General features: G+C 65.4%; 28 protein-coding genes. 3 read left to right on the forward strand and 25 right to left on the reverse strand.

The genetic code is table 11. From position 1 onward, the window contains the following. Positions 1-20 precede the first annotated feature (20 nt). The 25 genes from rplO to rpsL all read right to left on the reverse strand — a co-directional run bounded on the left by rplO (position 21) and on the right by rpsL (position 13,659). Complete coding sequence (gene rplO, locus UAA55_RS25380; RefSeq protein WP_322956292.1) at positions 21-497, reverse strand: 50S ribosomal protein L15; 477 nt, start codon at positions 495-497, stop codon at positions 21-23. 33 nt (positions 498-530) lie between these two features. Further along, positions 531-722: a 50S ribosomal protein L30 gene (gene rpmD, locus UAA55_RS25385; protein ID WP_040848399.1), complete on the reverse strand. Its 192-nt coding sequence runs from the start codon at positions 720-722 to the stop codon at positions 531-533. After that, positions 722-1,324 carry a 30S ribosomal protein S5 gene (gene rpsE / locus UAA55_RS25390; RefSeq protein WP_040848400.1) on the reverse strand — a complete coding sequence of 201 codons (603 nt, stop codon included), beginning with the start codon at positions 1,322-1,324 and terminating at the stop codon, positions 722-724. The genes rpmD and rpsE overlap by 1 nt, the downstream gene beginning before the upstream one ends. 12 nt (positions 1,325-1,336) lie before the next feature. Next, positions 1,337-1,699 (reverse strand): 50S ribosomal protein L18, encoded by a 363-nt coding sequence (gene rplR, locus UAA55_RS25395; protein ID WP_088871756.1) that lies wholly within the window; start codon positions 1,697-1,699, stop codon positions 1,337-1,339. An 11-nt stretch (positions 1,700-1,710) separates the two neighbouring features. Next, entirely contained in the window at positions 1,711-2,244 is a 534-nt protein-coding gene (rplF, locus tag UAA55_RS25400; protein WP_004273659.1) for a 50S ribosomal protein L6, read from the reverse strand. Positions 2,245-2,256: 12 nt separating this feature from the next. Next, positions 2,257-2,655 (reverse strand): 30S ribosomal protein S8, encoded by a 399-nt coding sequence (gene rpsH, locus UAA55_RS25405; protein WP_004273660.1) that lies wholly within the window; start codon positions 2,653-2,655, stop codon positions 2,257-2,259. Between the two features lie 15 nt (positions 2,656-2,670). Continuing rightward, a complete protein-coding gene (gene rpsN, locus UAA55_RS25410) occupies positions 2,671-2,976 on the reverse strand; it encodes a 30S ribosomal protein S14 (RefSeq protein WP_004273661.1) in 306 nt (101 codons plus the stop codon). Between the two features lie 16 nt (positions 2,977-2,992). Next, entirely contained in the window at positions 2,993-3,535 is a 543-nt protein-coding gene (gene rplE, locus UAA55_RS25415; protein WP_040848402.1) for a 50S ribosomal protein L5, read from the reverse strand. 8 nt (positions 3,536-3,543) lie between these two features. Further along, the gene (gene rplX, locus UAA55_RS25420) at positions 3,544-3,858 is read right to left on the reverse strand and encodes a 50S ribosomal protein L24 (RefSeq protein ID WP_040848403.1); all 315 of its coding nucleotides are present in this window, start codon (positions 3,856-3,858) and stop codon (positions 3,544-3,546) included. Then, complete coding sequence (rplN, locus tag UAA55_RS25425; protein WP_004273662.1) at positions 3,859-4,227, reverse strand: 50S ribosomal protein L14; 369 nt, start codon at positions 4,225-4,227, stop codon at positions 3,859-3,861. Between the two features lie 25 nt (positions 4,228-4,252). Next, the gene (rpsQ, locus tag UAA55_RS25430) at positions 4,253-4,510 is read right to left on the reverse strand and encodes a 30S ribosomal protein S17 (RefSeq protein ID WP_004273663.1); all 258 of its coding nucleotides are present in this window, start codon (positions 4,508-4,510) and stop codon (positions 4,253-4,255) included. Between the two features lie 14 nt (positions 4,511-4,524). Continuing rightward, a complete protein-coding gene (rpmC, locus tag UAA55_RS25435; protein ID WP_040848404.1) occupies positions 4,525-4,731 on the reverse strand; it encodes a 50S ribosomal protein L29 in 207 nt (68 codons plus the stop codon). Continuing rightward, entirely contained in the window at positions 4,728-5,153 is a 426-nt protein-coding gene (rplP, locus tag UAA55_RS25440; RefSeq protein WP_040848405.1) for a 50S ribosomal protein L16, read from the reverse strand. Before rplP ends, rpmC begins: the two co-directional genes overlap by 4 nt. 29 nt (positions 5,154-5,182) lie before the next feature. Then, positions 5,183-5,863: a 30S ribosomal protein S3 gene (gene rpsC, locus UAA55_RS25445; protein ID WP_040848406.1), complete on the reverse strand. Its 681-nt coding sequence runs from the start codon at positions 5,861-5,863 to the stop codon at positions 5,183-5,185. Between the two features lies 1 nt (position 5,864). Beyond that, positions 5,865-6,260, reverse strand: coding sequence for a 50S ribosomal protein L22 (rplV, locus tag UAA55_RS25450; RefSeq protein WP_004273664.1), 396 nt, complete (start codon positions 6,258-6,260; stop codon positions 5,865-5,867). Position 6,261: 1 nt separating this feature from the next. Next, positions 6,262-6,540: a 30S ribosomal protein S19 gene (gene rpsS / locus UAA55_RS25455; protein WP_004273665.1), complete on the reverse strand. Its 279-nt coding sequence runs from the start codon at positions 6,538-6,540 to the stop codon at positions 6,262-6,264. Positions 6,541-6,552: 12 nt separating this feature from the next. Further along, positions 6,553-7,380, reverse strand: a complete 828-nt coding sequence (gene rplB / locus UAA55_RS25460) for a 50S ribosomal protein L2 (protein ID WP_040848407.1) — start codon at positions 7,378-7,380, stop codon at positions 6,553-6,555. An 11-nt stretch (positions 7,381-7,391) separates the two neighbouring features. Next, positions 7,392-7,709 (reverse strand): 50S ribosomal protein L23, encoded by a 318-nt coding sequence (locus UAA55_RS25465; protein WP_088871757.1) that lies wholly within the window; start codon positions 7,707-7,709, stop codon positions 7,392-7,394. Continuing rightward, positions 7,706-8,326 carry a 50S ribosomal protein L4 gene (gene rplD, locus UAA55_RS25470; RefSeq protein ID WP_145609111.1) on the reverse strand — a complete coding sequence of 207 codons (621 nt, stop codon included), beginning with the start codon at positions 8,324-8,326 and terminating at the stop codon, positions 7,706-7,708. The genes UAA55_RS25465 and rplD overlap by 4 nt, the downstream gene beginning before the upstream one ends. 5 nt (positions 8,327-8,331) lie before the next feature. Further along, the gene (rplC, locus tag UAA55_RS25475) at positions 8,332-9,039 is read right to left on the reverse strand and encodes a 50S ribosomal protein L3 (RefSeq protein ID WP_040848410.1); all 708 of its coding nucleotides are present in this window, start codon (positions 9,037-9,039) and stop codon (positions 8,332-8,334) included. 58 nt (positions 9,040-9,097) lie between these two features. Further along, complete coding sequence (gene rpsJ / locus UAA55_RS25480; protein WP_322956293.1) at positions 9,098-9,406, reverse strand: 30S ribosomal protein S10; 309 nt, start codon at positions 9,404-9,406, stop codon at positions 9,098-9,100. A 76-nt stretch (positions 9,407-9,482) separates the two neighbouring features. Continuing rightward, positions 9,483-10,673, reverse strand: a complete 1,191-nt coding sequence (tuf, locus tag UAA55_RS25485; RefSeq protein ID WP_277907214.1) for an elongation factor Tu — start codon at positions 10,671-10,673, stop codon at positions 9,483-9,485. 32 nt (positions 10,674-10,705) lie between these two features. Further along, a complete protein-coding gene (gene fusA / locus UAA55_RS25490) occupies positions 10,706-12,775 on the reverse strand; it encodes an elongation factor G (protein WP_322956295.1) in 2,070 nt (689 codons plus the stop codon). 30 nt (positions 12,776-12,805) lie between these two features. After that, positions 12,806-13,276, reverse strand: coding sequence for a 30S ribosomal protein S7 (gene rpsG, locus UAA55_RS25495; protein ID WP_004274237.1), 471 nt, complete (start codon positions 13,274-13,276; stop codon positions 12,806-12,808). 11 nt (positions 13,277-13,287) lie between these two features. After that, positions 13,288-13,659 (reverse strand): 30S ribosomal protein S12, encoded by a 372-nt coding sequence (gene rpsL, locus UAA55_RS25500; protein ID WP_004274236.1) that lies wholly within the window; start codon positions 13,657-13,659, stop codon positions 13,288-13,290. A gap of 540 nt (positions 13,660-14,199) precedes the next feature. On the opposite strand from rpsL, the gene rimO reads away from it, so the two are divergent. The 3 genes from rimO to UAA55_RS25515 all read left to right on the forward strand — a co-directional run bounded on the left by rimO (position 14,200) and on the right by UAA55_RS25515 (position 19,363). Then, positions 14,200-15,567, forward strand: a complete 1,368-nt coding sequence (gene rimO, locus UAA55_RS25505) for a 30S ribosomal protein S12 methylthiotransferase RimO (RefSeq protein WP_322956297.1) — start codon at positions 14,200-14,202, stop codon at positions 15,565-15,567. A gap of 248 nt (positions 15,568-15,815) precedes the next feature. Continuing rightward, on the forward strand, positions 15,816-17,492 hold the full coding sequence (locus UAA55_RS25510) for a M28 family peptidase (protein ID WP_322956298.1): 1,677 nt from the start codon (positions 15,816-15,818) through the stop codon (positions 17,490-17,492). 182 nt (positions 17,493-17,674) lie between these two features. Beyond that, positions 17,675-19,363: a M28 family metallopeptidase gene (locus tag UAA55_RS25515; RefSeq protein WP_322956300.1), complete on the forward strand. Its 1,689-nt coding sequence runs from the start codon at positions 17,675-17,677 to the stop codon at positions 19,361-19,363. The last annotated feature ends 57 nt before the right edge of the window (positions 19,364-19,420 follow it).

The following is a 19,420-nucleotide window of genomic DNA, read 5'->3' on the forward strand; positions in this document are numbered from 1 at the left end:
CGCCGGCCGCGCTTCCTTAATTACTCGGCGACCGCTTCGACCGCGGGCACCTTGACCGAGCCACCAGCGGCTTCCACGGCGGCGACGGCCGCGGCGGAGGCGCCGGCGACGTCGAACGCCACCTTCGTGCTGATGCTGCCCTTGGCCAGCAGGCGCACGCCGTCGCGGGACGGACGCACCAAGCCGGCGGCGACCAGCACTTCGGCGGTGATCACGTCAGCGGCGTTCAGGCGACCTTCCTCGATGGCCTTCTGCACGGTGCCGACGTTCACCACCGAATAGTCGGTGCCGAACAGGTTGTTGAAACCGCGCTTCGGCAGGCGGCGATGCAGGGGCATCTGACCGCCTTCGAAGCCGTTGATCGACACGCCGGAACGCGAGGTCTGACCCTTCACGCCACGGCCGCCGGTCTTGCCCTTGCCGGAGCCGATGCCCCGACCAACCCGGGTGGGCGCCTTGCGGGCGCCCGGGTTGTCGCGAATATCCGTAAGCTTCATGACTTTATCCCTTCAAGCCGTATCGGGAAGGCCTCAGGAGGCCTTCTCGACGCGCACGAGGTGCTGCACCTTGGCGATCATACCGCGGACGGAAGGGGTATCCTCCAGCTCGCTGGTACGGTGCAGCTTGTTGAGACCAAGACCCACCAGCGTCGCCCGCTGGTCCTTCTGGCGGCCGATCGGGCTGCCGATCTGGGTCACGATGACGGTGTTCTTCTCGCTCATCACGCGCTCTCCTTCGCCTCGGCACCAGCCTCGCGGCGGCCCAGGATATCGCTGACGCGACGGCCACGGCGGGCGGCGACGGCGCGGGGGCTGACGCACTGGGACAGGGCGTCGAAGGTCGCCTTGATCATGTTGTGCGGGTTCGACGTGCCGACCGACTTGGTCACGACGTCCTGGACGCCGAGAGCCTCGAAGATCGCGCGCATCGGACCACCGGCGATGATGCCGGTACCGGCGTCGGCGGTGCGCAGCACCACCTTGCCGGCGCCGAAGTGGCCGTGCACGTCATGATGCAGCGTCCGGCCCTCGCGGAGCGGCACGCGGATCATGGAACGCTTGGCCTGATCGGTGGCCTTGCGGATGGCTTCCGGCACTTCGCGGGCCTTACCCGAACCAACACCGACGCGACCCTTGGCGTCACCCACCACGACCAGGGCGGCGAAGCCGAAGCGACGGCCACCCTTCACCACCTTGGCGACGCGGTTAATACCAACGAGCTTTTCTACCAGCTCGCTTTCCTCACGGTCCCGGGGCGTACGATCCCGGTCCCCGCCACGCTCGCGACCGCCGCTGTTGCCGCCGTCCCTCTCGTTACGTGCCATAATCGCTACCCCTTAGAACTGCAGGCCGGCTTCGCGCGCGGCGTCGGCCAGGGCCTTGACCCGGCCATGGAACAGGTACGAACCGCGATCGAACACCACTTCCGTGATGCCGGCTTCCTTGGCCCGCTCGGCGATCAGCTTGCCGACGGCCTTGGCCGCTTCGATGTCGGCGCCAGTCTTTAGCTCCGCACGCAGGGTCTTGTCGATGGACGAGGCCGCGGCCTTGGTCTGGCCCGCCACGTCGTCGATGACCTGGGCGTAGATGTGCTGGCTGGACCGGAACACGGACAGGCGCGGACGCCCCTGCCCCAGCTTCCGGACCCGCGTGCGCACCCGCTGCTTGCGGCGCGCGCTCAGAACTTTTGCATTGCTCATGATCGTGCGCCTTACTTCTTCTTGCCTTCTTTGCGGATGATCACCTCATCCGCGTACCGGATGCCCTTGCCCTTGTAGGGCTCGGGCGGACGGTACGCGCGGATCTCAGCCGCAACCTGGCCAATCTTCTGCTTGTCGAAGCCGGTGATCGAGATGGAAGTGGGCTTGTCGCACTTCATCGTGATGCCGGCCGGGATCGGGAAGCGCACGTCATGGCTGAAGCCCAGGTTCAGGAGCAGTTCCTGACCCTGGACGGCGGCCTTGTAACCCACGCCCGTGATCTCGAGGTTCTTGGTGAAGCCGGTGTCGACACCCTTGACCATGTTGGCCAGCAGCGTGCGGGAGGTGGCCCAGTTCACGCGAGCCTTGCGGCTGTCGTTCGCGGGCTTCACCACCACAGCGCCGTTTTCCAGCGTGGCGGAGATGTCGTCAACCAGGGTCAGACTGAGCTGGCCCAGCTTGCCTTTCACGGTGACGTCCTGGCCGGTGACCTGAACGGTCACGCCGGCCGGAACGGGCACCGGATGCTTGCCGATACGAGACATGTGGCCAGCTCCTTAGAACACTTTGCAGAGGACCTCGCCGCCAACATTGGCGGCACGGGCCTCGCTGTCCGACATGACGCCACGGGGCGTCGACAGGATCGAGATGCCGAGGCCATTAAAGACCCGCGGCAGATCGGCGATCTTGGAGTAAATGCGGCGGCCGGGCTTCGACACGCGCTGCACCTGCTTAATGACAGGCTCGCCTTCGTGATACTTCAGCTCGATACGCACGCTATGGACGCCCGGACGAACCGTGTCCAGGGAGTAGCCACGGATGTAACCCTCGCGCTTCAGCACCTCCAGAACGTTGGTGCGCAGCTTCGAGGCCGGGCTGGTGACAGACTGCATGCGGGCCCGCTGTCCATTACGGATGCGGGTCAGCATATCGCCCAAGGGATCGCTCAACGCCATTTCCCGAACCTCCGATTACCAGCTGGACTTCGTCATGCCCGGGATCTGGCCGGTCGAGGCCAGGTCGCGCAGGGCAATACGAGACAGCTTAAACTTGCGGTAAAAAGCACGCGGACGACCGCTCAGCTCGCAGCGATTCCGAATACGGGTCGGGCTGGAGTTGCGCGGCAGCTCGGCGAGCTTGAGGCGGGCGGCGAACCGCTCCTCGGGCGGCAGGGTGCGATCGGACGCGATGGCCTTCAGAGCATTACGCTTGCCGGCGTACTGCTTCGCGAGGCGCTCGCGGCGCTTGTTCTTCTGAACAGAACTGGTCTTGGCCATGGGAAGCTCCTGCCGCTCAGTTCGCGAACGGCATCTGGAAGCCCTTCAGGAGGGCCTTGGCCTCCTTGTCGGTCTTCGCCGTGGTGACGATGATGATGTCCATCCCCCGGATCTCGTCCACGCGGTCGTAGTCGATTTCCGGGAAAATGATCTGCTCCTTGAGACCCATGGCGTAGTTGCCACGACCGTCGAAGCTCGTGCCCGACACGCCGCGGAAGTCGCGGACGCGCGGCAGGGCGATCGTGATCAGACGGTCCAGGAACTCGTACATGCGGTCACGGCGCAGGGTCACCTTGCAACCAATGGCCATGCCCTCGCGCAGCTTGAACTGCGCGATGGACTTGCGGGCGCGGGTCACCACCGGCTTCTGACCGGACAGGGCGGTCAGATCGGTGACGGCGGCGTTGATCTTCTTACCATCGGACGTGGCTTCGCCGACGCCCATGTTAATGATGATCTTCTCGATCCGCGGCACTTCCAGGTCGTTGGCGTAGTTGAACTCGCTCTTCAGCGAGGCGCGAACGACGGAATCGTAATGTTCTTTAAGCCTGGCAGCCATAACGCGCCTCACAGGTCGATGACTTCACCGGAAACCTTGGCAAAACGGACCTTGCGGCCGTCTTCCAGGATCCGGTAGCCGACGCGGGTCGGCTTGTTGGTCTTGGGGTCGACATGGGCGACGTTGGAGACGTCGATGAACGCCTCGAGCTCAACGATGCCACCCTGCTGGGTCGGAGTCGGACGCTGGTGCTTCTTGACCAGGTTCACGCCGCGCACCTTGACGCGGTTCTCCTTCGGCAGAACGGCGATCACCTCGCCCTGCTTGCCCTTGTCCTTGCCGGCGATGATGACGACCTTGTCGGCCTTCTTAATCTTCGACATTTACAGGACCTCCGGCGCCAGGGAGATGATCTTCATGAACTTCTTGGCGCGCAGCTCACGCGTGACCGGCCCGAAGATACGGGTCCCGATCGGCTCACCCTGCTTGTTGATGAGCACGGCCGCGTTGCGGTCGAAGCGGATGGCGGAACCGTCGGTGCGACGGATTTCCTTGGCGGTGCGAACGATGACGGCGCGGTGCACGTCACCCTTCTTCACGCGGCCCCGCGGAATGGCCTCCTTGACCGAGACGACGATGACGTCGCCAACGGCCGCGACCTTCCGCATGGAGCCGCCCAGCACCTTGATGCACTGCACCCGGCGCGCGCCGCTGTTGTCAGCGACCTCCAGGTTGGTTTGCATCTGGATCATGGTTTGGCTTCCTTAAGCAAAACAGTTAGACGGCGGCGCCCGACGGGGCGGCGCTTTCCACGACGACGGCCCACCGCTTCCGCTTGGAAATCGGACGGCACTCTTCGATCGTCACCGTGTCGCCAGCCTTATAAGCATTCTGCTCGTCATGAGCAGCATACTTCTTCGACTGCTTAATAAACTTCTTGTACACGGGGTGCATAACACGACGCTCGACCAGCACGATGACGGTCTTGTCGCCCTTGTCGCTCACAACCGTGCCCTGCAAAACACGCCGGGGCATAACGCTTCCCCCTGTCAGGACACGGGCGCAGCGGTTTCCCGCTGGCCCAGGATGGTCTTGATCCGAGCGATGTCGCGCCGAACCTGGCCGACACGCGCGGTATTCTCCAGCTGCCCGGAGGCGCGCTGGAAGCGCAAATTGAACTGCTCTTTCTTCAGCTGCAAGAGCTGGTCCTGCAACTCATCCACGCTTTTGGTGCGCAGGTCGACGGCTTTGGTCATGCCTCAGCTCCCTCACCCAGGCGGGTGATGAATCGGGTCTTAATCGGCAGCTTGGCAGCGGCCAGCTCGAAGGCGCGCTTGGCGAGGTCCGCCGGCACACCATCCAGCTCGAACATGATGCGGCCGGGGGCCACGCGGGCCGCCCAGAACTCGGGCGACCCCTTACCGGAGCCCATGCGGACTTCGGCGGGCTTGCTCGACACCGGCACGTCCGGGAAAATCCGGATCCAGACCCGGCCCTGACGCTTCATGTGACGGGTGATCGCGCGGCGGGCCGCCTCGATCTGGCGCGCGGTGATGCGCGCCGGTTCGACCGCCTTCAGGCCAAAGGCGCCGAAGTTCAGCTGGCTGCCGCCCTTGGTGGCGCCGTGGATGCGCCCCTTGTGCTGCTTGCGGTACTTAGTACGTTTCGGACTCAGCATGGCAATTGCCCTCTAGTATCCGTTCACCCTCAGCGCGCCGCGACGGGCTGCTGATCGGCGCGCTTGTCCTGGGCGAACGGATCGTGCGCCAGAATTTCGCCCTTAAACACCCACACCTTGACACCGCAGGTGCCGTAGGTGGTCTTAGCCGTGGCCGTGCCGTAATCGATCTCGGCGCGCAGCGTGTGCAGCGGCACGCGACCTTCGCGGTACCACTCCATACGAGCGATCTCAGCACCACCCAGACGGCCGCCGCAGTTGATGCGGATGCCCTGGGCGCCGAGGCGCATGGCCGACTGCACGGCGCGCTTCATGGCGCGACGGAAGGCGACGCGGCGCTCCAGCTGGCTGGCGATGTTCTCGGCGATCAGCCGGGCGTCGAGTTCCGGCTTGCGGATCTCAACGATGTTCAGGCTGACCTCGGAGCCGGTCATGCGGCCCAGATCGGTGCGCAGCTTCTCGATGTCGGCGCCCTTCTTGCCGATCACCACACCCGGACGGGCCGTGTGGATGGTGACGCGGGCCTTCTTGGCCGGCCGCTCGATGATGATGCGCGAGGCGCCGGCCGCGGCCAGCTTGCCCTGCAGGTGCTTGCGCAGGCGCAGGTCCTGGTGCAGCAGCGTGGCGTAGTCGCGGCTGGCGAACCAGCGGCTGTCCCAGGTCCGGTTGATACCGACGCGGAGCCCGATGGGGTTGACTTTCTGACCCATGTTACGCGGTCTCCCCCGTGGCTTCCTCGGCGCGCTCGCGCACCACCACGGTCAAGTTGCTGTAAGACTTCTCGACACGGGCGCCGCGACCGCGGGCCCGGGCATGGAAGCGCTTCATCACCAGGGCGCGGCCCACGGTGGCGTAAGCGACCACCAGACGGTCAACGTCCAGCTGGTGGTTGTTCTCGGCGTTGGCGATGGCCGACTGCAGGACTTTCTTCACTTCGCCGGCGATGCGGCGCTTGGAGAAGGTCAGCATGGCCAGCGCGGTGCCGGCTTCCTTGCCGCGGATCATCTGGGCGACGAGGTTCAGCTTGCGGGCACTGGACTTGATCATCCGGCCGTGCGCCGCAGCCTCGTTGTCGGCGAAAGGCCGTTCAGATTGAGGCTTGCTCATTTTACTTCCTCTTCGCCTTCTTGTCGGCCGCGTGGCCGTAGAAAGTCCGCGTCGGGGAGAACTCACCGAACTTGTGTCCGATCATGTTCTCGGTCACGAGCACCGGCAGGAACTTATGGCCGTTGTAAACGCCAAAGGTCAGACCGACGAACTGGGGCAGGATCGTGGAACGGCGCGACCAGATCTTGATGATCTCGTTGCGGCCGGACGCGCGCGCCTTCTCTGCCTTCTTCAAAAGGTAGCCGTCAATGAACGGCCCCTTCCAGACGGAACGGGTCACGGGTCCTACTCCTTACTTAGAGCGACGACGACGGATAATCAGGCCGTCCGTCTTCTTGTTGCTACGCGTCTTCTTGCCCTTGGTCGGCTTGCCCCACGGCGTGACCGGATGACGGCCACCGGAGGTACGGCCTTCACCACCACCGTGCGGGTGGTCGATCGGGTTCATGGCGACGCCACGGACGGACGGACGACGGCCCAGCCAACGGTTGCGACCGGCCTTGCCGATCACGGTGTTGGACTGGTCGGGGTTGGACACGGCGCCGATGGTGGCCATGCACTCGCCCCGGACCATGCGCAGCTCGCCCGAGGGCAGCTTCAGCTGGGCGTAACCCTGGTCGCGGCCCACCAGCTGCAGGAACGTACCGGCGGAACGGGCGATCTGCCCGCCCTTGCCCGCACGCAGCTCCACATTGTGGACGATGGTGCCGACCGGGATGTTCTTCAGCGGCATGGCGTTGCCGGGCTTCACGTCGACCTTCTCACCAGCGACGACGACGTCGCCGGCCTTCAGGCGCTGCGGAGCCAGGATGTAGGCCAGGTCGCCGTCCTGATAGCGGATCAGAGCGATGAAGGCCGTCCGGTTCGGATCGTACTCCAGACGCTCGACCGTCGCGGGGACGTCGAACTTGTTGCGCTTGAAGTCGACCAGACGGTAACGGCGCTTGTGGCCGCCGCCCATGCGACGCGCGGTGATGCGACCGGTGTTGTTACGACCGCCGGTGCCGCTCAGGCCCTCCGTCAGACGCTTGACCGGCTTGCCCTTGTACAGCTCCGAGCGGTCGACCAGCACCAGCTGACGCAGGCTCGGGGTAATGGGACGGTAAGTCTTAAGTGCCATCGTTAATGCCCTCACACGCCGGTGGTGACGTCGATCGTGTGCCCTTCGGCGAGGGTCACGATGGCCTTCTTGAAGTCGGACCGGCGAGCCACGATGCCCCGGAAGCGCTTGGTCTTGCCCTTCGAGACGATGGTGTTCACGGCCGTCACCTTGACCTTGAACAGGCCTTCGACGGCCTGCTTGATCTCGGGCTTCGTGGCATCCAGGGGCACCCGGAAGGTGACCTGGTTATGCTCGGAGCCCAGGGTGGACTTTTCGGTGATGACGGGCGCGACGATCAGGTCGTACATGCGCTCGGCGCTCACAAACGGCTTCGCGTTCTTGCTCATTTCAGGCGAGCCTCCAACTGCTCGACCGCGTTGCGGGTCAACACCAGGGTGTCGCGCCGCAGGATGTCGTACACGTTGGCGCCCTGCTCCGGCAGCACATCCACGTGGGGAATGTTGCCGGCGGCCCGGACGAAATTCTCATCCAGGTTGGCGCCGTCGATGATCAGAACCGAGCTCAGGCCCAGGGCGCCGAACTGCTCGACCAGCGCCTTCGTCTTGTGGGTCTCGGCGCGGGCGTCGTCCAGGATGACCAGCTTGCCCTCGGCGGCCTTGACCGACAGGGCGGTCTTCAGGGCCAGCTTGCGGACCTTCTTCGTCAGGTCGTGCTCATGGCTGCGCACCACCGGACCGAAGATCACCGCGCCGCCGCGGAACTGCGGCGAGCGCAGGGAGCCCTGACGGGCACGGCCGGTGCCCTTCTGCTTCCACGGCTTCTTGGTCGTGCCGGAGATCTCGGAGATCCCCTTGGTCTTGTGCGTGCCCTGACGGCGCTTGGCCAGCTGCCAGTTCACCATGCGGGCCAGCAGATCGGCGCGAGCCGGCAGGCCGAACACGGCGTCGTCCAGCTCGATCTCGCCGACTTGCTCGTTCTTCAGGTTCTTAACGGTCGTCTTCATGATGCTCAGCCCTCCTGCGCGGCAGGAGCGTCCTGCGTCGGCGCACGGAAGGCGGCCGGGAAGGGAACGCCCTCCGGCAGCTTCTTCTTCACGGCGTCCTTGACCAGGATATAACCGCCTTCGGAGCCGGGGACGGCGCCGCGGACGAGGATCAGGCCGCGCTCGACATCGACCGAGACGACCTTCAGGTTCTGGGTGGTGACCTGCTCAACGCCCAGGTGACCCGCCATCTTCTTGTTCTTGAAGGTGCGGCCGGGATCCTGGCGCTGACCGGTCGAACCGTGCGAACGGTGCGACACGGACACACCGTGCGTGGCGCGAAGGCCGCCGAAGTTCCAGCGCTTCATGCCACCGGCGAAGCCCTTACCGATGGTCGTCCCGGTGACGTCCACGAACTGGCCAGCGACGAAGTGGTCGACGGTGATCTCCGCACCGACCTCGACCAGGGCGTCCGGGGTCACCCGGAACTCCACGGTCTTCTTCTTCGGCTCCACCTTCGCCTTGGCGAAGTGGCCGCGCTCAGCCTTCGTGACGTTCTTCACCTTGGCCTTGCCCACGCCGATTTCCAGGGCGGTGTACCCGTCCCGGTCTTCGGTCTTGTGGGAGACGACCTGGCAATTGTCGACTTTCAGCACAGTCACCGGCACGTGCTCACCCTCATCCGTGAAGATGCGGGTCATGCCGAGCTTCTGCGCGATCAAACCGGATCGCATTTTAGTCTCTTCTCCTAACAGGGGACATCCTCAGGGGGAGAGGTCCCACAACTCAAACTTACAGCTTAATCTCGACGTCGACGCCGGCGGCCAGGTCGAGCTTCATCAGCGCGTCCACGGTCTGCGGGGTCGGATCGACGATGTCCAGCAGGCGCTTGTGGGTACGGATCTCGAACTGCTCACGCGACTTCTTGTCGATGTGCGGGCTGCGGTTCACCGTGAACTTCTCGACCTGGGTCGGAAGGGGGATCGAACCGCGCACCCGGGCACCGGTCCGCTTGGCCGTATTCACGATCTCGCTGGTCGACTGGTCGAGCACGCGATGATCGAACGCCTTCAGGCGGATCCGGATATTCTGGCTTTCCATCGTCCTAAACCTTGGTTGGAAGCGGTGCCGAATAGCATCGGCACCGCACACCGTCAATCAAATCAGTTGGTACTTATCAGGCGATGATCTTCGCGACCACGCCGGCGCCGACGGTGCGGCCGCCTTCGCGGATGGCGAAGCGCAGGCCTTCGTCCATGGCGATCGGGGCGATCAGCTCCACGGTGACCTGCACGTTGTCGCCCGGCATCACCATCTCGGTGCCTTCCGGCAGCGAGACCATGCCCGTCACGTCCGTGGTGCGGAAGTAGAACTGGGGACGGTAGTTGGTGAAGAACGGGGTGTGACGGCCGCCTTCTTCCTTCGTCAGGATGTAGGCCTCGGCCACGAACTTGGTGTGCGGCGTGATCGAGCCGGGCTTGGCCAGGACCTGGCCGCGCTCGACGTCCTCACGCTTCGTGCCGCGCAGCAGCGCGCCGATGTTGTCGCCAGCCTGGCCCTGGTCCAGCAGCTTGCGGAACATCTCAACGCCGGTCACGGTCGTCTTGACCGTCGCCTTCAGGCCGACGATCTCGATTTCCTCGCCCACCTTCACGATGCCGCGCTCGACACGGCCGGTCACCACGGTGCCGCGGCCCGAGATCGAGAACACGTCTTCGATCGGCATCAGGAAGGGCTTGTCAACCGGACGCTCCGGCTGCGGAATGTAGGCGTCAACCTGCTTCATCAGCTCCAGGATGGCTTCCTTGCCGATCTCGGGGCTGCGGTCTTCCAGGGCGCACAGGGCCGAGCCCTTCACGATCGGAATGTCGTCGCCAGGGAAGTCGTAGCTGCTCAGCAGCTCGCGCACTTCCAGCTCCACCAGCTCCAGCAGCTCGGGGTCGTCGACCATGTCGACCTTGTTCATGAACACCACCAGCGCCGGCACGCCGACCTGGCGCGCCAGCAGGATGTGCTCACGGGTCTGCGGCATCGGGCCGTCGGCGGCGGACACCACCAGGATCGCGCCGTCCATCTGCGCCGCGCCCGTGATCATGTTCTTCACATAGTCGGCGTGGCCGGGGCAGTCGACGTGGGCGTAGTGACGGTTCGACGTCTCGTACTCGACGTGCGCGGTCGAGATCGTGATGCCGCGCGCCTTCTCTTCCGGCGCCTTGTCAATCTGGTCGTACGCGGTGAACGTCGCGCCACCGGTCTCAGCCAGCACCTTCGTGATCGCAGCCGTCAGCGACGTCTTGCCATGGTCAACGTGACCGATCGTGCCGATGTTGCAGTGCGGCTTGGTGCGCTCGAATTTCGCCTTCGCCATGGTTACTCTTCCTTCTCTTGACTTCTGCCAGATCAGGCCATCTTGGCGCGAACGACATCCGCGATGGCAGCCGGCACCGGCTCATAGTGGTCAAATTGCATCGAGTACTGCGCCCGGCCCTGGCTCATCGAGCGCAGGTTGTTCACATACCCAAACATGTTGGCCAGCGGGACCCTGGCAATGATGACGCGCGCATTGCCCCGCTGATCCATTCCTGTCACCTGTCCCCGGCGGCTGTTCAGGTCGCCGATGACATCACCCATGTAGTCGTCGGGGGTGACCACCTCGACCGCCATCACCGGCTCCAGGAGAACGGGCTTGGCTTTCGCCATCCCTTCCTTGAACGCGGCGCGAGCGGCCTGCTCGAACACCTCGACGGAGCTGTCGACGTCGTGGAAGCCACCGTCGACCAGCTCTACCTTCAGATCGATCACCGGGAACCCGGCGATCACCCCACTGTCCTTGGCGGCATTGACGCCGCTCTGGACCCCGTGGGCGAATTCCTTGGGCAGATGGCTGCCCGCCTTGTTCTCGAACCGGAACCCGCTGCCGGGCTCGGACGGCTCGAAGGACAGCGTCACCTGGGCGTACTGCCCCATGGCGCCGACCTGCCGCTTCAGCGTGTGGGCCGCCTCCGCCTTCTGGGCGATGGTCTCCCGGTACGCCACCTGCGGCGCGCCGACGTCGGCTTCCACCCGGTATTCCCGGCGCATGCGATCGACGATGATCTCCAGGTGCAGCTCGCCCATGCCGCCGATGACGGTCTGTCCCGTCTCGGAGTCACGACCGACGCGGAAGGACGGATCCTCCGACGCCAGGCGCTGCAACGCCGTCGCCATCCGGTCGTGGTCCGCCTGGGTCTTAGGCTCGACCACCACCTCGATCACCGGCTCCGGGAACTCCATGCGTTCCAGCACCAGGGGCGCTTCCGGATCGCACAGGGTCTCACCCGTCGTCGTGTTCCGCAGACCCGCCAGGGCGACGATGTCGCCCGCGCAGGCCGCCTCGATCTCTTCCCGGGTGTTGGCGTGCATCAGCAACATCTTGCCGACGCTCTCCTTCTCACCCTTGCTCGCGTTCAGCACGCGATCGCCGACCGCCATTCGCCCCGAATAAATCCGGACGAAGGTGAGCGCGCCGACGAAAGGATCGTTCATCACCTTGAACGCCAAGCCGGCGAAGGGCGCCGCGTCGTCCGTCCGCCGGCTGACCGGTTCCCCGTCCAGCGTCACGCCGGCGACATCCGCGATGTCGAGCGGCGAGGGCAGAAAGTCGACAACGGCGTCCAGCATCGGCTGAACGCCCTTGTTCTTGAAGGCTGAACCGCACAGCACCGGCACCAGCCGCAGCGCGATCGTCCCCTTCCGGATCAGCGCCTTGAGCGCCGCGTCGTCGGGTTCCTCACCCTCGAGGTAGCGCTCCGTGGCGGCCTCATCCATCTCCACCGCCTGCTCGACCAGGCGCGCGCGGTATTCGCTCGCCTGCTCGGCCAGGGCGGCCGGAATTTCCGTCTCGAAGAACTCGGCACCCAGCGTCTCTTCCTTCCAGACGATGGCCTTGTTCTTCACCAGGTCGACGACGCCGGAGAAACCGGCTTCCGTCTTGATGGGAAGCTGCAGGACCGCCGCATTGGCGCCCAGCCGCTCCCGTATCATCTGGACGGTGCCGAAGAAGTCGGCGCCGACCCGGTCCATCTTGTTCACGAAACACATGCGCGGCACGCGGTACTTGTCCGCCTGCCGCCACACGGTTTCCGACTGGGGCTCGACCCCGGCCACAGCGTCGAACAGCGCCACCGCACCATCCAGCACCCGCAAGGACCGCTCGACCTCAATGGTGAAGTCGACATGCCCGGGGGTGTCGATGATGTTCACCCGGTGGTCACGCCAAAAGCAGGTCGTGGCCGCCGAAGTGATGGTGATGCCGCGCTCCTGCTCCTGCTCCATCCAGTCCATCGCGGCGGTGCCCTCGTGGACCTCGCCCATGCGATAGGATTTGCCGGTGTAGTACAGGATCCGCTCGGTCGTCGTCGTCTTGCCGGCATCAATGTGGGCACAGATGCCGATGTTCCGGTAACGATCGAGAGGATGGGAGCGCGCCATGATTCCTTAAGGCCTAAGCTGGTCCCAACCTTACCACCGGTAGTGCGAGAAGGCCTTGTTGGCCTCCGCCATACGGTGGGTGTCTTCACGCTTCTTCACGGCAACGCCGCGCTGGTTGGCCGCGTCCAGCAGCTCACCCGACAGGCGCTCGGTCATGGTGTTCTCCGACCGGCCGCGGGCGGCGGCGATCAGCCAACGGATGGCCAGGGCCTGGGCGCGGTCCTGACGGACCTCAACCGGCACCTGGTAGGTCGCACCGCCGACGCGGCGGGAACGCACTTCCAGGTAAGGACGGACGTTGTTCAGGGCATCGTGGAACAGCTGAATGGGATCAGCCTTCACCTTGCCCTCGATACGCTCCAAAGCGCCGTACACGATCTGCTCGGCGACGGACTTCTTACCGTCGTACATCAGGCAGTTCATGAACTTCGTCAGCACGATATCGCCATACTTGGCGTCCGGCAGGACTTCACGCTTCTCGGCGCGACGACGACGGGACATGAGATAACTCCTTACTTCGGACGCTTGGCGCCGTACTTGGACCGACGCTGGCGACGGTCCTTCACGCCCTGGGTATCCAACGAACCGCGGATGATGTGATAGCGCACGCCGGGAAGGTCCTTCACACGGCCGCCGCGGATCATCACCACGGAGTGTTCCTGCAGGTTGTGACCCTCGCCGGGGATGTAGCTGATGACCTCGTGGCCGTTGGTCAGCCGCACGCGGGCGACCTTACGCAGCGCCGAGTTCGGCTTCTTCGGGGTGGTCGTGTAGACGCGCGTGCAGACACCGCGCTTCTGGGGGCATTCCTGCAACGCCGGGACCTTGTCCCGCTCCGGCACGCCCTCACGGGACTTGCGGATCAACTGGTTGATCGTCGGCATCTACCGCTCTCGGTTCACAGTTCCAACAACAAGGCACCCAAACGCATGCCCAGAACGACGAAAGTCCCGTCACGAAGCACTGACTGGCTCCGCGCGGGCCTTGCAAACGCCGTCCGAACAAGGACTTGGGTGCGGCTATACAGATTTTCGAGGGGGTCTTTTTGAGAGACAGCGTCTAGCCCGCAAGGGCGGCCTACAGCCTGCCCCTCGAAAAATGTGGGCGGACTATATGGAGGTCGGCCCCGCCCGTCAAGCGCTCTGGACTCAAAAATCCAGGGTAAGCCGTGCGTCCAGGACAGGGGGCGGCCCCACAATTGCGGGCCCCTCCCCTGCGCGCCTGGCACGCGCTCCGGACAGCGCGGGGATGGGCAAACGGCCCCGGTGCCGCTATATACCCGGACCAGACGGGCGGCGGCACCACCAAGGTCGGACGCTCACCTTATAGTATAGTGTAAGCGCGCTTTCGAGGGGACCTCCGCCGACCGCAGGCGGCATGGGGTTGGCCTTGTTGGCGCCCTTTTGGATTCCCGAGCGCCGCCCATGAGCAAGCCCACCCTCATCACCTCCACCACGTCCCCCGCTGGCGCCCCCAAGGTCGGCATCGTCAGCCTGGGCTGCCCCAAGGCCCTGGTCGACAGCGAGCGCATCCTGACCAAGCTGCGCTCGGAAGGATATGAGGTGTCACCCAGCTACGACGACGCCGACGTGGTGCTGGTCAACACCTGCGGCTTCCTGGACAGCGCCAAGCAGGAAAGCCTGGACGCCATCGGCGAGGCCATGCGCGAGAACGGCCGTGTCATCGTCACCGGCTGCATGGGCGTGGAAGAGGGCCGCATCCGCGAGATGTACCCCAACGTGCTGGCCGTCACCGGCCCCCACCAGTATGAGCAGGTGGTGTCGGCGGTGCACGACCACCTGCCCCCGGTGCACAACCCCTACACCGACCTGGTGCCGCCCGAGGGCCTGCGCCTGACGCCCCGCCACTACGCCTATCTGAAGATTTCCGAAGGCTGCAACCACCGCTGCAGCTTCTGCATCATCCCCTCGCTGCGCGGCGACCTGGCCAGCCGGCCGGCCGGCAACGTGCTGCGCGAGGCGGAGCGCCTGGTGAACGCCGGCGTGCGCGAACTGATGGTCATCTCGCAGGACACCAGCGCCTACGGCCTGGACCTGCGCCATGCCGAGAGCGAGTTCAGGGGCCGCAAGGTCCGCGCCCACATGACCGACCTGGCCCGTGAATTGGGCGGGCTGGGCGCCTGGGTGCGCCTGCACTACGTCTACCCCTACCCGCATGTGGACGAGGTCATCCCCCTGATGGCGGAAGGCCTGGTGTTACCCTATCTGGACATCCCCTTTCAGCACGCCAGCCCCAGTGTGCTGAAGGCCATGAAGCGGCCGGCCAACCAGGAGAAGGTGCTGGACCGGATTCGCGGCTGGCGCGACGTCTGTCCCGACCTGACCATTCGCTCCACCTTCATCGTCGGTTTCCCCGGGGAAACGGAGCAGGACTTCCAGTTCCTGTTGGACTGGCTGTCGGAGGCCAAGATCGACCGGCTGGGCTGCTTCAAGTATGAGGCGGTGGAGGGCGCCCCCGCCAACGCCATCGAGGGCGCCGTGCCGGAAGAGGTGAAGGAAGAGCGCTGGAATCGCCTGATGGCGCACCAGCAGGCCATCAGCGAGGAGCGCATGCAGGCCAAGGTGGGCCGCACCATCGACGTCATCATCGACGTCATCATCGACGAGGTGGACGAGGAAGGCGCCATCGGCCGCTCCGCGGCGGATGCGCCGGAAATCGACGGCAGCGTCTTCCTGAACGGCGACACCAGCGTCGCGGTGGGCGACATCGTCCAGGTGACGGTGGAGCACGCCGAGGAATACGACCTGTGGGGCACCCGCGTGGACGCCTAAGTCCCCGCCCTTTCCCCTGTCCCACCAGTCCTTATCGAAGCGACGGGGCCGGCCAGGGATGGCCGGCCTTTTCCGTACGGGCGTGGCGACTGGGTGATTGTCCCGCTATATCCAATATCCAACTTTCGTCAGCAGGCCCGCCCAGGGTCTTGGATTCCCGGCCGGTACCCCCGTATGCTCTCGCCCCAAGCGGCGCTATCGCGGGGTAACCGCCGGCGACACGACCAAGACAATGGGGATTTGCACTTATGGGAGCCAGACTACGCACAGGGGCCACGGCGCTCTTCGCCGCGGCCCTCGCGCTCGATGTCGGGGCCACGGCAATGGGGCAGGCCAAGGACGCCGCCCCGGTGACGCCCGAGGCCTTGTCGGCCCACGTCAAAATCCTCGCCTCCGACGATTTCCAGGGCCGCAAACCGGGAACCGTGGGCGAGGAGAAGACCATCGCCTACATCCAGGACCAGTTCAAAAAGATCGGACTGAAGCCCGCAGCCGGTGCGAAGGGCTACCTTCAGGACGTGCCCATGACCGAGGTCACCAGCAAGGCCGACGGCCCCATGGTGTTCACGGCCACGGGCAAGGACGGCCAGGCCAAGAGCCTGTCGTACGAATACTTCAGCCAGATGATCGTCTGGAACCGGCAGCGCACCACCCATGCCGAGGTGAAGGACAGCGACCTGGTCTTCGTCGGCTACGGCATCACGGCGCCGGAGTTCGGCTGGGACGACTATGCCGGCGTGGACGTGAAGGGCAAGACGGTCGTCATCCTGGTGAACGACCCCGGCTTCGCCACCGGCGACCCCGCCCTGTTCGGCGGCGGCGCCATGACCTGGTATGGCCGCTGGCCCTACAAGTATGAGGAAGCGGCCCGCCATGGTGCGGCCGCAGCCATCATCGTCCACGAAACCCGCGCCGCCGGTTACCCCTGGGGCGTGGTCGCCAACAGCAACAGCGTGCCCAAGCTGACCCTGATGCCCGCCGACGGCGGGCTGCAGAGCCGGTCGGCCGTGGAAGGCTGGGTGCAGCTGGACGTGGCCAAGGAGCTGTTCGCGGCGGCTGGCCTGGACTATTCCACCCTCAAGGACAGCGCCGCCCGGCACGGCTTCAAGGCCGTGCCGATGAACGCCAGGATGTCGGTGGGCATCACCCCCGTGGTGCGCGACGTCGTCTCGCACAACGTGGTCGGCATCGTCCCCGGCGCCAAGCGGCCGGACGAGGTGGTGCTGGTCGGTGCGCACTGGGACCACCTGGGTGTGGGGCCGGCGGTCAACGGCGACACCATCTATAACGGTGCGCTGGACAACGCCACGGGCGTCGCCGGCCTGATCGAGATGGCCAAGCGCTACACCCACAGCCCCAGGCCGGACCGCACCCTGATGTTCATCGCCTACACGGCCGAGGAACAAGGCCTGCTGGGCTCGGAATACTATGCCCAGCACCCGTTGTACCCGGCGGGCAAGACAGTGGCCGGCTTCAACATGGATGGCCTGGGCGTGCTGGGTCCCGTGCATGACGTGGTCCTGGTCGGCGGCAAAAAGTCCGATCTGGAGGAACGGCTGAAGGCCTGGACCGATGCCCACGGCATGGTCGTGAATCCGGAGCCCTTCCCCGAGCGCGGCTATTACTACCGCTCCGACCACTTCAACCTGGCCAAGGTCGGCATCCCCGTCATCGACGCCGGCATGGGCATCGACAGCGTGGAGCACGGCGCGGAGTGGGGCAAGGCGAAGGAGGAGGAGTACACCCGCCTCCACTACCACCAGCCGTCCGACGAATGGTCGCCGGCCATGGACCTGCGCGGCGGCGCCGCCCAGGTCAACATGTGGTACGACATCAGCCGCGACCTGGCGTCCAGCGACGCGTGGCCCAAATGGTACGACAAGGCCGAGTTCAAGGCCGCCCGGGACAAGTCCCAAGGCAAATGAGCGTGAGGGCCGCCGGCGCCCCGGCAGAGGGTACGGCGGCCTTTTTTCAGTCGGGTTGCGACCGCCGGGCCGCAACCCCCACGCCCCCGATCCCAGGCAGGGGAATCCCAGACAGGGGACAGGAGCGATTTGAGGGGCGTCAATGGACGCGCCCCGAGCAACGACAAGGAACGCAAACACCCATGCGAACCCACAACAGACGCGCGGGCCTGCTGAAAGGCGCGGCGGCGCTGGCCCTGACGGGCGTTTTGGCGGCGGCCATGGCCGCGCCGGCGCTGGCGGCCGACACGGTCACCAAGGACGTGGCCCCGGTGACGGCCCAGGCCCTGTCCGAGCACATCCGCATCCTGGCATCCGATGAATTCCAGGGGCGCAAGCCCGGCACGGCGGGCGAGGACAAGGCCATCGCCTACATCCAGGACCAGTTCAAGAAGATCGGCCTGAAGCCCGCCGTGGACGGCAGCTATCTGCAGAACGTCCCCCTGACGGAGATTGTCAGCAAGGCCGACGGCCCCATGGTCATCACCGGCCCCAAGGCCGCGCCGCTGTCGCTGGAGTATTTCAGCGACATGATCGTCTGGACCCGCCAGCGCACCCCCCATGTCCAGGTCAAGGACAACGACATGGTGTTCGTGGGCTACGGCATCACGGCGCCGGAATTCGGCTGGGACGACTATGCCGGCGTCGATGTGCGCGGCAAGACGGTGGTCATCCTGGTCAACGACCCCGGCTATGCCACCGGCGACCCCGCCCTGTTCGGCGGCGGCGCCATGACCTGGTACGGCCGCTGGGTCTACAAGTTCGAGGAGGCGGCCCGCCACGGCGCCACCGCCGCCATCATCGTCCATGAGACGCGCGCCGCCGGCTATCCCTGGGGCGTCGTCGCCAACGGCGGCAGCATCCCCAAGCTGAGCCTGATGCCGGCCGACGGCGGGCTGAAGACCCGCTCCGCCGTGGAAGGCTGGATGCAGCTGGACCAGGCCAAGGCCGTTTTCCAGGCCGCCGGGCTGGACTTCAACACCCTGAAGGACAGCGCCGCCCGCCGAGGCTTCAAGGCCGTGCCCCTGCCCCTGAAGATGTCGGTCGGCATCACGCCGACGGAGCGCGACGTCATCTCCCACAACGTCATCGGCACCATCCCGGGCGCCAAGCACCCGGACGAGATGGTCCTGGTGGGCGCGCACTGGGATCACCTGGGCATCGGTCCGGCCATCAACGGCGACACCATCTATCACGGCGCCATGGACAACGCGTCCGGCGTCGCCGGCCTGATCGAGCTCGCCAAGCGCTATACCAAGGGCCCCAAGCCCGACCGCACCCTGCTGTTCATCGCCTACACGGCGGAAGAGCAGGGCCTGCTGGGCTCCGAGTACTATGCCCAGCATCCCCTGTTCGCGCCCAACAAGACGGTCGCGGGCTTCAACATGGACATGCTGAGCAGCGTGGGCCTGACCCGCGACATCGTGCTGGTGGGCGGGCGCAAGTCCGACCTGGAGGACAGGCTGAAGGCCTGGACCGACGCCCACATGATGGCGCTGAACCAGGAGCCCTTTCCCGAGCGCGGGTACTACTACCGCTCCGACCACTTCAACCTGGCCAAGATCGGCATCCCCGTGATCTACGCCCACAGCGGCATCGACAGCGTGGCCAACGGCGCCGAGTGGGGCAAGACCAAGGAGGACGAGTTCACCCGCCTCCACTACCACCAGCCCTCCGACAAATGGTCGCCGGACCTGGACCTCAGCGGCGGCGCCATGGAGGTCAACATGATCTATGACCTCAGCCGCCCGCTGGCCTTCGGCACCGACTGGCCGAAGTGGTACGACAAGGCGGAGTTCAAGGCCGCTCGCGACAAGTCCATGGGCAAGTAAGACAAAAAGGCCGCCCCTCGCCGGGCGGCCTTTTCCACTTATCCTCAACAACCGGGA

The organism is Nitrospirillum guanabarense (assembly GCF_034653355.1).
Lineage (GTDB): Bacteria > Pseudomonadota > Alphaproteobacteria > Azospirillales > Azospirillaceae > Nitrospirillum.

Excerpts from the sequence above, each read along its gene's own strand:
- rpsJ (WP_322956293.1), bottom strand. The coding sequence starts at position 9,406 with ATGGAAAGCCAGAATATCCGGATCCGCCTGAAGGCGTTCGATCATCGC.
- rpsL (WP_004274236.1), bottom strand. The coding sequence starts at position 13,659 with ATGCCGACGATCAACCAGTTGATCCGCAAGTCCCGTGAGGGCGTGCCG.
- UAA55_RS25465 (WP_088871757.1), bottom strand. The coding sequence starts at position 7,709 with ATGAGCAAGAACGCGAAGCCGTTTGTGAGCGCCGAGCGCATGTACGAC.
- UAA55_RS25510 (WP_322956298.1), top strand. The coding sequence starts at position 15,816 with ATGGGAGCCAGACTACGCACAGGGGCCACGGCGCTCTTCGCCGCGGCC.
- rpsC (WP_040848406.1), bottom strand. The coding sequence starts at position 5,863 with ATGGGTCAGAAAGTCAACCCCATCGGGCTCCGCGTCGGTATCAACCGG.
- rpsH (WP_004273660.1), bottom strand. The coding sequence starts at position 2,655 with ATGGCGTTGAGCGATCCCTTGGGCGATATGCTGACCCGCATCCGTAAT.
- rimO (WP_322956297.1), top strand. The coding sequence starts at position 14,200 with ATGAGCAAGCCCACCCTCATCACCTCCACCACGTCCCCCGCTGGCGCC.
- rpsE (WP_040848400.1), bottom strand. The coding sequence starts at position 1,324 with ATGGCACGTAACGAGAGGGACGGCGGCAACAGCGGCGGTCGCGAGCGT.
- fusA (WP_322956295.1), bottom strand. The coding sequence starts at position 12,775 with ATGGCGCGCTCCCATCCTCTCGATCGTTACCGGAACATCGGCATCTGT.
- rpmC (WP_040848404.1), bottom strand. The coding sequence starts at position 4,731 with ATGACCAAAGCCGTCGACCTGCGCACCAAAAGCGTGGATGAGTTGCAG.
- rpsG (WP_004274237.1), bottom strand. The coding sequence starts at position 13,276 with ATGTCCCGTCGTCGTCGCGCCGAGAAGCGTGAAGTCCTGCCGGACGCC.
- rpsN (WP_004273661.1), bottom strand. The coding sequence starts at position 2,976 with ATGGCCAAGACCAGTTCTGTTCAGAAGAACAAGCGCCGCGAGCGCCTC.
- rplR (WP_088871756.1), bottom strand. The coding sequence starts at position 1,699 with ATGAGCAATGCAAAAGTTCTGAGCGCGCGCCGCAAGCAGCGGGTGCGC.
- rplD (WP_145609111.1), bottom strand. The coding sequence starts at position 8,326 with ATGAAGACGACCGTTAAGAACCTGAAGAACGAGCAAGTCGGCGAGATC.
- rpmD (WP_040848399.1), bottom strand. The coding sequence starts at position 722 with ATGAGCGAGAAGAACACCGTCATCGTGACCCAGATCGGCAGCCCGATC.
- rplX (WP_040848403.1), bottom strand. The coding sequence starts at position 3,858 with ATGTCGAAGATTAAGAAGGCCGACAAGGTCGTCATCATCGCCGGCAAG.
- rplP (WP_040848405.1), bottom strand. The coding sequence starts at position 5,153 with ATGCTGAGTCCGAAACGTACTAAGTACCGCAAGCAGCACAAGGGGCGC.
- rplC (WP_040848410.1), bottom strand. The coding sequence starts at position 9,039 with ATGCGATCCGGTTTGATCGCGCAGAAGCTCGGCATGACCCGCATCTTC.
- rplF (WP_004273659.1), bottom strand. The coding sequence starts at position 2,244 with ATGTCTCGTATCGGCAAGCATCCGGTGCCCGTTCCGGCCGGCGTGACC.
- rplE (WP_040848402.1), bottom strand. The coding sequence starts at position 3,535 with ATGGCTGCCAGGCTTAAAGAACATTACGATTCCGTCGTTCGCGCCTCG.
- UAA55_RS25515 (WP_322956300.1), top strand. The coding sequence starts at position 17,675 with ATGCGAACCCACAACAGACGCGCGGGCCTGCTGAAAGGCGCGGCGGCG.
- rplB (WP_040848407.1), bottom strand. The coding sequence starts at position 7,380 with ATGGCACTTAAGACTTACCGTCCCATTACCCCGAGCCTGCGTCAGCTG.
- rplO (WP_322956292.1), bottom strand. The coding sequence starts at position 497 with ATGAAGCTTACGGATATTCGCGACAACCCGGGCGCCCGCAAGGCGCCC.
- tuf (WP_277907214.1), bottom strand. The coding sequence starts at position 10,673 with ATGGCGAAGGCGAAATTCGAGCGCACCAAGCCGCACTGCAACATCGGC.
- rplV (WP_004273664.1), bottom strand. The coding sequence starts at position 6,260 with ATGAGCAAGCCTCAATCTGAACGGCCTTTCGCCGACAACGAGGCTGCG.
- rplN (WP_004273662.1), bottom strand. The coding sequence starts at position 4,227 with ATGATCCAGATGCAAACCAACCTGGAGGTCGCTGACAACAGCGGCGCG.
- rpsQ (WP_004273663.1), bottom strand. The coding sequence starts at position 4,510 with ATGCCCCGGCGTGTTTTGCAGGGCACGGTTGTGAGCGACAAGGGCGAC.